The sequence below is a fragment of the Pleomorphomonas diazotrophica genome, from assembly GCF_002844595.1.
GTDB lineage: Bacteria > Pseudomonadota > Alphaproteobacteria > Rhizobiales > Pleomorphomonadaceae > Pleomorphomonas > Pleomorphomonas diazotrophica.
Genome location: NZ_PJNW01000009.1, coordinates 223,806 through 236,425, shown reverse-complemented (window position 1 = coordinate 236,425; position 12,620 = coordinate 223,806). Strand labels below are relative to the sequence as shown.

Genomic DNA, 12,620 nt, shown 5'->3' with positions numbered 1-12,620 from the left:
CCGGACGCAAAACCGGTTCCCACTTTTGCTGGAACTGCACGACCGTCTACTCAGTTCGCCTCACGACCGGCCCGACGATCTCGACAAAGGCGTCACGCACCGCCGCCTGCCGCTCGCGCAGCTCCGCTTCGAGCTGGGCCAGCGACGGCGCCGACGCCACGCGGCAGAGCACGTCGTGAACGCCGCGCGGCGCTTCCGACACCGACGCCTTTACCGGCAGCGTCAGCCGCTGGGCCTGCGTCAGGTCACCAAACAGACGGATGGCCGGCAGCAGCACGTCGCGATGAGCAGGCGACAAAAGGCCGTGGGTTGCTGCCGACAGCAGGATCGCCTCGGTATTGCGCAGGCGAACGGCAGGCTCCCGCCAATCGTTGACGAGGCGCAACGTCTGGGCGATGAACTCAAGATCGACGAGACCACCGGGCACGCGCTTGAGGTTCCAGATGTCGGTCGAGCCCTTCTCCTGCTCGAGCCGGGCGCGCATGTCGGCGGCATCGCCCAGTATCTTCAGAGGATCGCGCTGCCGGGACAGCGTTTCGACGATGACGCGCTCCACCTCCTCACCAAAGCCGCCGGTCGACGCGACGACGCGGGCGCGGGTGAGCGCCATGTGCTCCCACGTCCAGGCCTCTTCGCGCTGATAGCGCTCGAAGGCATCAATGCGGGTGGCGAGCGGGCCGGCGTTGCCCGAGGGACGGAGGCGGAAATCGACGTCGTAGAGTGTGCCCTCGGCGGTCGGCGCGGTGATCGCCGTCACCAGACGCTGCGTCAGCCGGGCGTAATACTGGTTGGGCGAAATCGGCCGACGGCCATCGCTCTGGACCGCGTCGCGGTCGTGGTCATAGAGCAGAATGAGGTCGAGGTCGGAGGCGGCGGTCAGCTCCTCGCTGCCGAGCTTGCCCATGGCGACGAGCGCCACCCGCCCGCCCGGGATCGAGCCGTGCTGGTGCTCGAGTTCGGCTGCCGTTGCTGACAGCACGCGCTCGAGCAGGAGGTCGGCGAGGCGGGAGAAGCTCTGGCCGAGCTGGCGGGCGGCAGCCGTGCCGGTGATGACGCGGACGCCGATCAGGAACTTCTGTTCCTGGGCGAAGATGCGGGCACGGTCGAGCACGTCTTCGTAGCCGCGCGCCTCGCCGAAGAAGGCATCGAGCCTGCGCGTCAGCTCTGCCCGGCCCGGCAGGTTGCCGAAGAACTGCGGTTCGAGCAGCGCATCCACCACATGCGGCCGCCGGGCAACCGTCTCGGCCAGATAGGGCGAGTTGCCCATCACCATGGCAAGCAGCGTCACCAGCGACTGGTTCGAGGACAAGAGCGAGAAAAGCTGGACGCCGGCCGGCAGCCGGGCAAGGAAATGATCGAAGGCGATCAGCGCGGCATCCGGCGCCTCGGTTTCCGAGAAGGCGACGATGAGGCGCGGCGTGATCTCGGTGAGGAGTTCGCGGGCGCGCGACGACCGCATGGCCGGGTAGCGGCCGAAATGCCAGGAGGCGACGATTCGGATGGCGTCTTCCGGGCGAGCGAAACCGAGCCGGGTGAAGGTGTCGAGCGTGCCGGGGTCGATGTCGTTGCCGGTAAACACCATGTTGCCATGCTGCGAGGAGAGGTCGGCCTCTTCCTCGAACAACTCGGAATATTGATCGCTGACGGCCGTCAGCCACTCCGTCAGCATCGTCGCGAAGGCCTCGGAATCGGCGTAGCCCATCAGGTGGGCGACGCGAGCGAGCCCCTCGGCGTCGTCGGGCAGGGTATGGGTCTGCTCGTCGTTCAGCATCTGCACGCGGTGCTCGACCCGGCGAAGGAAGCGATAGGCGTCCGCCAGAAGGTCGCGTGCCGGTTCGTCGAGCCAGCCCTGCGCCACCAGCGCGTCCAGCATGGCGAGCGTCTGCCGGCCGCGCAGGTCGAGATTGCGGCCACCGGCGATGAGCTGCTGCGTCTGGACGAAGAACTCGATCTCGCGAATGCCGCCGCGCCCCAGCTTGACGTTGTGGCCGGCAACGGCAATCTCACCGTGGCCCTTGTGGGCGTGGATTTGGCGCTTGATCGAATGGATGTCGCGAATGGCGGCGTAATCGAGGTACTTGCGCCAGACGTAGGGCCTGAGATCGGCCAGGAAGCGCTCGCCGGCGGCAATGTCTCCGGCCGCCGGGCGGGCCTTGATCATGGCCGCGCGCTCCCAGTTCTGGCCGGCGCTTTCGTAATAGATCAACGCAGCGGTGGTCGACATGGCAACCGGCGTCGCACCGGCATCCGGCCGGAGGCGCAGATCCGTGCGGAACACATAACCGTCCGCCGTGCGTTCCTGCAGGATGGCGACGAGGCGGCGCGTCAGGCGGACGAACAGCGTCGTCAGGTCGTCCTTGTCGGCGACCGGCACCACGGTGGGATCGAAGAAGACGATGAGGTCGATGTCCGAGGAATAGTTGAGCTCGAAGGCGCCCTGCTTGCCCATCGCCAGCACGATCCAGCCCGAACCGCGCTCCGGATCGGAACGATCGGGCAGGCTCACCTTGCCGGCCGCATCGGCTTCGAGCAGCAGGAAGCGTATGGCGGCGGACAGGCTGGCGTCGGCGAGCCGGGTCAACGCGCCGGTCACCTCCATAACGTCCCAGAGGCCGGCGATATCGGCGAGAGCGATTGCCAGCGCCGCCTCGGCCTTGACGCGGCGCAGTCGCCGGCGCAGGGCCGGCTCGTCGGCAACCGGGTCTGAAAGGGACGCGATCAGTCCGTCCACCAGCGCTGCGGGATCGCTGGAAAGCACCCGATGCAGCCTTTCGCCATCCCGCAAAGCCGCCTCGCGCAGGTGGGCGCTGTTGGAGGCGACGGCCAGCACAAGATCGCGGGCGATCGGCGCGGTCGCAAAAAGCGCAGCCAGCGCTTCGCCGCCGGGTCCACCCAGACAATCGTCAAGCAGCGAACCGGCGATCGCGACATCCGGGCCGAGGGGAGGAACGAGGATTATGCGATCCTTGAGTGCGGCTCCTTCGGGCCTCCCGGTCATGCCTTCTCCGCTCCCCATGGCCCAACTCGTCCTCTTGCTTCACATCGCCGCGTGAACCGGGGTTTCCCGGCGCGGCGTCCAACTCTTCGGCAGGCGGAGGCTGGCCCTGAGGCCCGGCCCGGCGTCGCCCAGCGTCACGCGGCCACCATGCAGGTGAGCCACTGCCGCGACCAACGACAGTCCGAGACCCGACCCTTGCCGACTGCGGGCGGCATCGAGCCGGCCGAAACGCGACAGTGCCTTCTGCCGGTCGGCCTCGGGAATGCCGGGGCCGTCGTCCGTTACCGTCAGGCAAAGCTCGTCGCCGTCGATGGTTCCGGTCAGCGCGATCATCGGCCCGTCGCTGCTTTCGGACCGGCCATACTTGATCGCATTGTCGATCAGGTTGGACAAGGCTTGGCTCAGGAGCGTGCGGTTACCCTTTAGGGGCAGCGGCCGCACGGTGTCGAGCGTCAGCCGACCGCCGGCGTCCTCCACCACCGGTTCGTAGAGCTCGACAATCTCGTCGAGAATGCCGGCGGCATCGAGCGGCTCGAAGCTGTCGCCGGAGGAGCCCGCCTCCATGCGGGCGATCTTGAGCAGGGCGTCAAAGATGCGGATGAGGTTGTCCGCCTCCTCCATGGCCGAGGTGATGGCGTCGCGATAGTCCGCCACGTCCCCGCCACGCCGCAGCGTCTCCTCAAGGCGGGCGCGCAGGCGGTTGAGCGGGGTCTTGAGGTCATGAGCGATGTTGTCGGACACCTCCTGCAACCCGGTCATCAACGCCTCGATGCGATCGAGCATCTCGTTGAGGCTCAGGGCCAGATTGTCGAACTCGTCGTTCGAGCCCTTGATGGCGAGGCGGTGCGTGAGATCGCCGGACATCAGCCTGCGGGAGGTTTCGGCCATGTTCTCAACGCGTTTCAAGACCGAGCGCCCGAAGAAGAACCAGGAGACGAAACCTGTCACCACCATGACGATGATGGCGTAGCGGGACGCCTCGAAGATCAGCGAGCGAAGCTGGCTGATCTCGCTGACGTCGCGGCCGACCAGCAGCTTGAACCCGCCCGGCAGGGCAAACACCCGTACGATCGCCTCATAGCGGCGGCTGGTATCGCCATCGAGCCGCTGGTAGGTGACGGCGGCGGTCTCGCCGTCCGATGCACCCAGGATGGACAGCGGCGGATCGGCGACATTGCCGACCACGGTGCGGCCGGAGGAGTCGGCAACCAGATAGAGGCTGGCGCCCGGACGGCGGCTGCGCAGATCGACAGCGCTGACGAGCCGCTGGAGGCCGCCACGCTCATATTGATCGGACAGCGAGTTGATCTCGCTGTCGATGGTATCGCTGATCTGGGAATCGAGCAGCTTGGCCGTGTTGTTGGCGATGTAGGCGGTCAGGAACAGCGTCAGGCCGGAGAAGACGACGAGATAGACGAGCGACAGCTTGAAGGCCGTTGTCCTGATCAGCCGCCCGAGCGCACCCATGCGACCTCCCCACCCCTGTCCGGGCCGGCCTCGCGGATCATGTAGCCAGCACCGCGCACGGTATGAAGCAGCGGCCTGTCGAAGCCCTTGTCGATCTTGCCGCGCAGGCGGGAAACATGGACGTCGATGACGTTGGTCTGCGGATCGAAATGATAATCCCAGACATTTTCCAGCAGCATGGTGCGGGTGACCACCTGGCCGGCATTGCGCATCAGATACTCAAGCAGGCGGAATTCGCGCGGCTGCAAGGGGATATCGGTGTCGGCGCGGGTCACGCTATGCGACAGGCGGTCCAGCACCAGATCGCCCACCCGATAGGTGGTCTCGACCTCGGCCGGCCGATTGCGGCGGGCCAGCGCCTCGACGCGGGCGAGCAGTTCGGTGAAGGCATAGGGCTTGGTGAGATAGTCGTCGCCGCCGGCCTTGAGGCCGCGCACTCGATCGTCGACCTGCCCCAGAGCGGACAATACGAGAACCGGGGTGTGGTCGCCTCGCCGGCGCATGTCCTCGATGATCGACAGGCCGTCGCGCTTGGGCAGCATGCGGTCGACGATCAGCACATCGAAACCGCCCTCTTCGGCCATGAAGGCCCCGGCCTCGCCGTCGGCGGCGTGCTCGGCGACATGGCCGACCTCGTCGAGAGCCTTGATGAGGTAGGCCGCTGCTTCCCCGTCGTCCTCGATCACCAGAATGCGCATGTCGCCCTGCTCCGCAAAGGTGGTCGTCGACAGTTGTTTAGCGCCGGCATCGGCCGACGCAAGGAAAAAGAATACCGGCGGGCGCCGAGCCCGCCCGCCGGCACGGGTTGGAGATCAGCGCCTCACTTTCCCAAGGGGAGAGCAAGGAAGCGAACGCTGTCTCCGGATTTCACGCGCAAGAGGATGGCCTTCTTGCCGGCCTTCTCAGCGCCGGAAATGGCCTGGGACACGTCGCGCGGACCGTCGACGGTCTGGCCGCCCGCCTGCAGGATGACGTCACCCTCGCGCAGGCCGCGCTCCGACGCCTTGCCGCTCGGATCGAGATCGGTGATGACGGCACCGCTGTCGCCGGCACCAACGGCATCGGCCGGCGCGAGCGTCAGCCCGTAGTCATCGAGCGAGGTGCGGTCTTCCGAGCCGCTGCCCTCCTGCTGCGACGAGGCCACCTGCTCGTTCGGCAACTCGCCGAGGTCGACCTTGACGGTCTCTTCCTTGCCGTCGCGCCACAGCGTGACATCGACCACCGTCTTCGGCGGGAAGGCCGCGATCTTGCGAGCGAGATCCTTGGCGTCCTCGATCTCCTGACCGTTGACGGAGAGGATGGTGTCGCCCGCCTTGATGCCGGCCTTGGTGGCCGGCGAGTCGGCCTGCGGCTCGGTCACCATGGCGCCCCTCGCCTTGTCGAGGCCGATGGAACTGGCGATCTCCTCGGTCACCGGCTGGATCTGAACGCCGAGCCAGCCGCGAACCACCTTGCCGTGATCCATCAGCGAGGCAACGACCTGCTGCGCCGTGCGGGCCGGAATGGCGAAACCGATGCCGACCGAACCGCCCGACGGCGAATAGATGGCCGTATTGACGCCGATCACCTCGCCGCCGGCGTTGAAGGCCGGGCCGCCGGAGTTGCCCTTGTTGATGGGCGCGTCGATCTGCAGGAAGTCGTCGTAGGGGCCGGCGCCGATGTCGCGACCGCGCGCCGAGATGATGCCCGCCGTCACGGTGCCGCCGAGGCCGAAGGGGTTGCCCACGGCGACCACCCAGTCGCCAACGCGCGATTCATTGGCGGCGAAGGAGACGTGGGGGAAATCCTTGCCATCGGTGACCTTGACCAGCGCGAGATCGGTCTTGGGATCGGTGCCGATCACCTTGGCGGCGTGTTCGGTACCGTCATCGGTCACCACCTTCACATCGGTGGCGTTTTCCACCACGTGATTGTTGGTGACGACATAGCCATCGGCCGAAATGAAGAAGCCGGAGCCCTGGGCAAGACCATAGCGGTGCTGCGGGCCGCGGCCACGGTTGCCCGGCATGTCGGGCATGCCGAAGCGCTTGAAGAAGTCGTAGAACGGGCTGTCCGGCGTCAGGCCGGGCGGCAGGCCGTCGTTATCCCGATCACCTTGGCCGACGGTCTCGTCCGTCTTCACCCGGATGGAGACGACGGCGGGCTGCACGCGCTGCACCATGTCGGCGAAGGAGAAGACCGCCTGGGTCTGCGGCTGGGAGAGGTTCTGCGCCTGAGCCGTGTTGTCGAAGATGAGGGCCGTCTCGCCGGCGACGATGCCGCCGATGGCCAATGCGAAGACCGAGCCCAGCAGCAATGCCTTGACGCGGGATTTGGTCGGCTTGTCCGAGGTCCTGAGCATGGGGGAAACTCCAGGGAAGTGATTTCGGGAACCGGCTGTCGATCCGGTTTCTATGGCGTCATATAGCCATCCCGAGCCTAACCTGAAGATTGCTGGCGCATTAAACTTTTGTAAGAAAGGCCGCCGAAAAGTTGCCTTATTTCAAAGGTTTGGCGACTCATCCTCTTCGCGCGACAGCGCTTTCAGCGCCGCCTCCTCGTCAGCGGAGAGGCTGTCCGCGGTCGCGGCGGCGGGCGGGCGCCGACGGAAGGCGATGAACAGCCCCGTCCCGGCGATCAGCAGCAGCGCCGGCGGCAGCGCCCAGAGAAGAAGGCCGATGCCGTGGGCGCGCGGCCTCAGCAGCACGAACTCGCCGTAGCGGGCAACCAGAAAGTCGCGAACCTCATTGTCGCTGTCGCCGGCGGCGATGCGCTCGCGAACGATGATCCGGAGATCCTTGGCGAGCTGGGCATCGGAGGCGTCGATCGACTGGTTTTGGCAGACGAGGCAACGGAGCTCTTCGGAAATCGCGCGAGCCCGCTCTTCCTGGGCCGGATCGGGCAAACGTTCGGACGGGTCGACGGCGGCGGCCGGAGCGGCGAGCGCGAGGAGAACGGCGAGAGCGGAAAGAAGGCGGCGCATCGGGATTCCCTCCGTCATTCGGCCGGTACCGTCGCCCGGCGGGCCGGCTTCGGCGCGCCGACGCGCAGGCGGCGGTCGGCCAGCGACAGAGTACCACCGGCCATCATGACGAGCGCACCGAGCCAGATCAGCGTCACCAGCGGCTTGTCCCACATGCGCACCACCACCGAACCGCTGTCGCGGCCTTCGCCGCCCAGCGTGACATAGAACTGCGACAGGCCGTGGGTCCGGATGCCGGCTTCGGTGGTCGGCATCTGCCGGGCGGCATAGAAGCGCCGCGACGGCTCGACGACGAAGCGCACCACTCCACCCTCCCGGACCGTCATGGTGGCAACGCTTTCGGAATAGTTGGGGCCGGAGCTGTTGCGGATGCCGTCAAAGGTCACCGAATAGGCGCCGACGGTGGCGGTGTCGCCCGGCTTCATCTCCAGAATGGCCTCGCTTTGGAAAGCCGAGGTGGCGACGATGCCGAGCAAGGTCACGCCGAGGCCGGCATGGGCGAGCGCCGTGCCGAAGGCCGAACGCGGCAGGCCGGCAAGGCGCCTGAGACCGACCGACAGCCCAACCTCGCGAAAGCGGGCGCGCGTCACCAACTCGGCGAAGGCCCCGACCAGTACCCAGACGGCAACGCCAAGGCCGAAGAGAGCGGTGATGTGCGTTTCGCCCTTCATCCAGGCAACGAGGACGGCGACCAGCGCGGCGAGGGCGAACACCGCCCACAGGCGTTCGAGCGCACCGAGCAGATCGCCGCGCTTCCAGGCAAGCAGCGGCCCGAGAGGCACCACCAGCAGCGTCGCGCCGAACAGCGGGCCGAACACCGTGTTGAAATAGGGCGCGCCGACCGAGATGGCCCCGCCGAAGGCTGATACGATCAACGGCACAAGCGTTCCGAACAGCACCACGCCCGCCGCCACGGTCAGGAACACGTTGTTGAGGACGAGCGCCCCCTCGCGGCTCACCGGCGCGAACAGCCCACCCTGCCGGAGCGTGCCGGCGCGGAAGGCGAAGAGACCGAGGCCGCCACCGATGAACAGGCAGAGGATGGCCAGGATGAACACGCCGCGGGCCGGGTCGGTGGCGAAGGCATGCACCGAGGTCAGCACGCCGGACCGAACGAGGAAGGTGCCGAGCAGCGACAGCGAGAAGGCGAGGATGGCGAGCAGCACCGTCCAGACCTTCAGCGCTTCCCGCTTTTCCATCACCACAGCCGAGTGCAGCAGTGCCGTTCCGACCAGCCAGGGCATCAGCGACGCATTCTCGACCGGGTCCCAGAACCAGAAGCCGCCCCAGCCGAGCTCGTAATAGGCCCAGTAGGACCCCATGGCGATGCCGGCGGTGAGGAAGATCCAGGCGCCTAGCACCCAGGGCCGCACCCAGCGTGCCCAGGCGGCGTCGATCCGCCCCTCGATCAGCGCGGCGATGGCGAAGGCGAAGGCGATGGAGAAGCCGACGTAACCGAGATAGAGGAGCGGCGGATGGATGGCGAGGCCGACATCCTGAAGGACGGGGTTGAGGTCCCTGCCCTCCATCGGCGGCTCGGCGAGGCGCAGGAAGGGGTTGGACGTCGTCAGGATGAAGGCGAGGAAGGCGGTGCTGATCCAGCCCTGCACGGCGAGCACATTGGCCTTGAGCGTTTGCGGCAGATTGCCGCCGAAGGCCGCCACCGCCGCGCCGAACAGCGCCAGGATCAATGCCCAGAGCAGCATCGACCCCTCGTGATTGCCCCAGACGCCGGAAATCTTGAAGATCAGCGGCTTTTCCGAATGGGAGTTCTCGACGACGTTGAGAAGCGAGAAGTCGGAGACGAGATAGGCGTAGGTGAGCGCGGCAAAGGCGAGCGCGACCAGCAGGAGCTGCATCATCGACGCCCGCGGCGCCACGGCCATCAGAGCCGGATCGCGGCGGAAGAAGCCGGCGATCGGCAGGATCGACTGGCCTACGGCAACCGCCAGCGCCAGGATCAGGGCGAAATGGCCAAATTCGACGATCATGCCATCCTCGCCTAATTCTTCGCCGCCGGCGGAGTCGGCCCGCCCGGCTGGCCTTCCTCCCAGACGCCCTGAGCCTTCAGCGCGTCCACCACTTCCTTCGGCATGTAGCGCTCGTCATGCTTGGCCAGCACCGTGTCGGCCTGGAACAGGCCGCTCTCATCGAGCTTTCCCTCGGCGACCACGCCCTGCCCTTCCTGGAACAGGTCCGGCAGCAGCCCTCGATAGGTGACGGGCACGGCATTCGCGGTGTCGGTCACCTTGAACTCCACTTGCCCACCATCCTTGCGGACCACGCTGCCGACTTCGACGAGACCGCCGATGCGAAGCCGTCGGCCCTCCGCACGAGGCTGCTCGATGATCTCGGTGGGCGTCTTGTAAAGGGTGATCTCGCCCGACAGCGCAAAGAGAACGAGGCCGACGGCCACGGCGAGAACCGCCCCCACCGTGCCGATCAGGATGAGGCGTCGCGTCCTGCGCGTCATGGCCATCGTCACTGTCCTTCCTGCTTGGCGATGCCGAGGTCTGCCGCTGCGGCGTCGAGGGCTGCCAGCGCCTCGGCATTGCCCGCGAAGGCTTTCCGGGCGTCGGCGAGCGCGGCGCTCGCCTTGTCAGTGCGCCCCAACACCATGTTCGACCGCATCAGGCGGATCCAGCCGTCGCGATCGTCCGGATTGGCGGCGAGCTTGGCGGCAAGGCCATCGACCATGCCCTCGATCGCCGTCTGGTCGATCCCCGTTCCGGCAGCAGGCAGGGTCGGCGGCTCCGGCGTGTCGGCCGGCTTGTTGAGCGCGGCCAGGATTTCGCCGCGCTTGCCACGCACCGTCCCGAGCCAGGGCGCATCGGCCGGTGAGCGGCGGATCAGTTCGTCCGCCTGCTGCAATGCCTCATCGAAGGCGCCGGCCTGGCGCAGGCCTTCCACATAGTAAAAGCGGGCGCGGGCGCGGTCCGGGTCGGCGGCGACGGCGCGCGCCAGGATCGACTGCGCTTCGGGCGAGACGATGCCGCTATTGGTATCGACGAGACCGACGCCATAGTTTTCCAGCGTGCCGGCGTCCGCTTCGCCGGCAGCCACCAGCTTGCCCCATGCCTTCACCGCATCATCCAGCCGACCGAGACGGGCGTAGACCGGCGCGATGATCCGCCAGCCGGAGAGGTCGCCGGGGTTGGCAGCAAGGTGCTTTTCGACGCGCCCCACCAGATCGCCAATATCGCCGGCGGCGGGCGCCGCCGCCATGCGCTCGGCGAGCGGCGCATCGGACATCTCCGGCTGGCCGAGGACGAGATAGAGCGGCAGGGCGATGGCTGGAATGGCAAGGACGGTCGTCAGCGCGACAAGCCGGTTGCTGCCCGGTCGAGGTTCCCCGCCTGTCGCCTCCGTGCGCGCTGCGGCCAGCAGGCGGCGGGCGATCTCGGCGCGGGCAGCCTCCGCCTCCTCGCCGCCGATCAGACCGCGATCGCGATCGCGCTCGAGTTCGCCGAGCTGATCGCGATAGACGCGCGTCTCCTCGCCGGCGGGCGCCGAGAGCGCGCCAGCCGGGCGCGTCATGGGAGCGATGACGACCAGCACGACCGCCGCCGTCAACAGTGCCAGCAGGACCCAGAAAACCATCCGTTGCTCTTTCCCGAGCCGCCGCCACGGCCGACGCTCCGATGCCCAAGCCGAATAGGGCAATGCCGACTGTTTCTCAATGGACTTCTGGGCGAATTTGAGAAGGATTCCAGAAAAGCCGGCTGCGCTCAGGCGGCGGATCGCGATGCCTTGAGCTGCTGTTCCTTGCTGCGGCGGAGGTGAGAGGCATAGTCCTCGCCGTAAAGGAAGCCGGCGGCCTTGATGAGATGGTCGACCGCCGACAGCGCCGCCGTCCGCGCCTCGCCCTGAAGACTTCGCAACTTGGTCGGCAAATCAAGGGCGTAGAGTTCGATCGCCTGATCGACCAGCGGCGTCAGGCGCCCGATAAGCCCGTTGATTGCCAGGATGTCGCGGGACTTGCCGGCCGCCGCGAAGAGCGCGCACAGGAATGCCGCCTCGGCTCCGTCGGCCGCCCCCGGGTAAGGGGCCTCCTGCACACGGAAGGCGCGGCGCATGGCCGGCAGCAGCTTGTCGAACTCGACGAACAGCAGTTCCGAGAAGCGCCGCTTGATGGCGACCATCCGCGGTTGCCAGCCGCCGTCGCTATCGATGTCGAGGCCGCCGGTGAGATCGGTGAGGATCGATCGGAACAGGCCGATCTGGGCCACCGCATCGGCGGCGTTGCGGCTGCCGCGCAGGATGGCCTGGAACCGCGAGGCCGAGCGGTCGGCCGCCGCCAAACCCAGATCGACGAAGGCTGCCGCCGCCGGCGTGGACCGGACGCGCCGGGCCGTTTCGCCGCCGGCCAGCAACTTGGCGACGACAAGCAAAGGGACCACCGACGACTGCCGACGAAACACGCCGCCAGCTACCCAGCCAGCAGTTTCGGGGTATTTGGTGAGGTAGGTGGCGATCTGTTCGAGAAGCGCCATGTCGGCCGGGCCGGTTTCAAGGAGATGCACGATGGCGGCGCTCAGCGTCGGCAAATCGTCTAGGCGCTCGCGCACCGCGATCATGTCGTCCAGCTCGCGGCGGGCCACCTCGCCGCCGATGCGCGACATCAGACGCTGCTGCTGTTTCGGCTCGTCGGCGATCGCCTCGATATGACGCGCCAGCGCCTCGAAGAGTTTCGCCTCCAGCCTCACGGCCTCCTCGCGACACGCCGCCTCATTCGGCAAGGATGGCGCGGTCGCGGGATCGCTCCAGGCGACGATGTCCGGAATCTGAAGCTCGTTGGCGGCGTAGGACCAGATGTGCGACAGGGTCGCGGCAGTGACGAAGCCGCGGGCCGGGAACACCAGCCTCTCCTCGATGACGTAGGGCTCGAAGGCGGCGAACACCAGTTTGCGCATGTCGGGCACGTTACCGGTCGCCGATTGCCGGGCGGCGCCGCGGCTTTCAGCGATGGCACGGGCCGCCTCCAGAATGAGACGACGGCGGGCCTCGATTTCAACGGGAACCGACCGATCGCTTTCCAGCCGACGGACCAGCATGCCGCGCGCCCGCGGCGACAGCCCCCGCAGGAACACCTCGGCCTTGTCGGTCACCGCCGCCCGTCCGTCCATATCGAATCCCGTAAACCGCTTCTTTACCAAACGATCCTGCCGCAAGATGGTTGACGACTGGTAACGA

Annotated in this window: 9 protein-coding genes; all 9 read right to left on the bottom strand. The window is 67.2% G+C overall.

All coding sequences use genetic code 11. The features are described from left to right. Positions 1-46 precede the first annotated feature (46 nt). Positions 47-2,998, bottom strand: a complete 2,952-nt coding sequence (locus CXZ10_RS12640; RefSeq protein ID WP_101289698.1) for a bifunctional [glutamine synthetase] adenylyltransferase/[glutamine synthetase]-adenylyl-L-tyrosine phosphorylase — start codon at positions 2,996-2,998, stop codon at positions 47-49. A 39-nt stretch (positions 2,999-3,037) separates the two neighbouring features. Next, entirely contained in the window at positions 3,038-4,465 is a 1,428-nt protein-coding gene (locus tag CXZ10_RS12635; RefSeq protein ID WP_101289697.1) for a HAMP domain-containing sensor histidine kinase, read from the bottom strand. Then, positions 4,444-5,163 carry a response regulator transcription factor gene (locus CXZ10_RS12630; RefSeq protein WP_101289696.1) on the bottom strand — a complete coding sequence of 240 codons (720 nt, stop codon included), beginning with the start codon at positions 5,161-5,163 and terminating at the stop codon, positions 4,444-4,446. The genes CXZ10_RS12635 and CXZ10_RS12630 overlap by 22 nt, the downstream gene beginning before the upstream one ends. A gap of 122 nt (positions 5,164-5,285) precedes the next feature. After that, positions 5,286-6,806, bottom strand: coding sequence for a Do family serine endopeptidase (locus CXZ10_RS12625; protein WP_101289695.1), 1,521 nt, complete (start codon positions 6,804-6,806; stop codon positions 5,286-5,288). A 141-nt stretch (positions 6,807-6,947) separates the two neighbouring features. Then, entirely contained in the window at positions 6,948-7,427 is a 480-nt protein-coding gene (locus CXZ10_RS12620; protein WP_101289694.1) for a cytochrome c-type biogenesis protein, read from the bottom strand. A 14-nt stretch (positions 7,428-7,441) separates the two neighbouring features. Beyond that, positions 7,442-9,418, bottom strand: coding sequence for a heme lyase CcmF/NrfE family subunit (locus CXZ10_RS12615; RefSeq protein ID WP_101289693.1), 1,977 nt, complete (start codon positions 9,416-9,418; stop codon positions 7,442-7,444). 11 nt (positions 9,419-9,429) lie between these two features. After that, positions 9,430-9,900, bottom strand: coding sequence for a cytochrome c maturation protein CcmE (ccmE, locus tag CXZ10_RS12610; protein WP_101289801.1), 471 nt, complete (start codon positions 9,898-9,900; stop codon positions 9,430-9,432). A gap of 8 nt (positions 9,901-9,908) precedes the next feature. Next, entirely contained in the window at positions 9,909-11,027 is a 1,119-nt protein-coding gene (ccmI, locus tag CXZ10_RS12605) for a c-type cytochrome biogenesis protein CcmI (RefSeq protein WP_101289692.1), read from the bottom strand. A 128-nt stretch (positions 11,028-11,155) separates the two neighbouring features. Further along, on the bottom strand, positions 11,156-12,553 hold the full coding sequence (locus tag CXZ10_RS12600; protein WP_101289691.1) for a hypothetical protein: 1,398 nt from the start codon (positions 12,551-12,553) through the stop codon (positions 11,156-11,158). Positions 12,554-12,620: the final 67 nt, after the last annotated feature.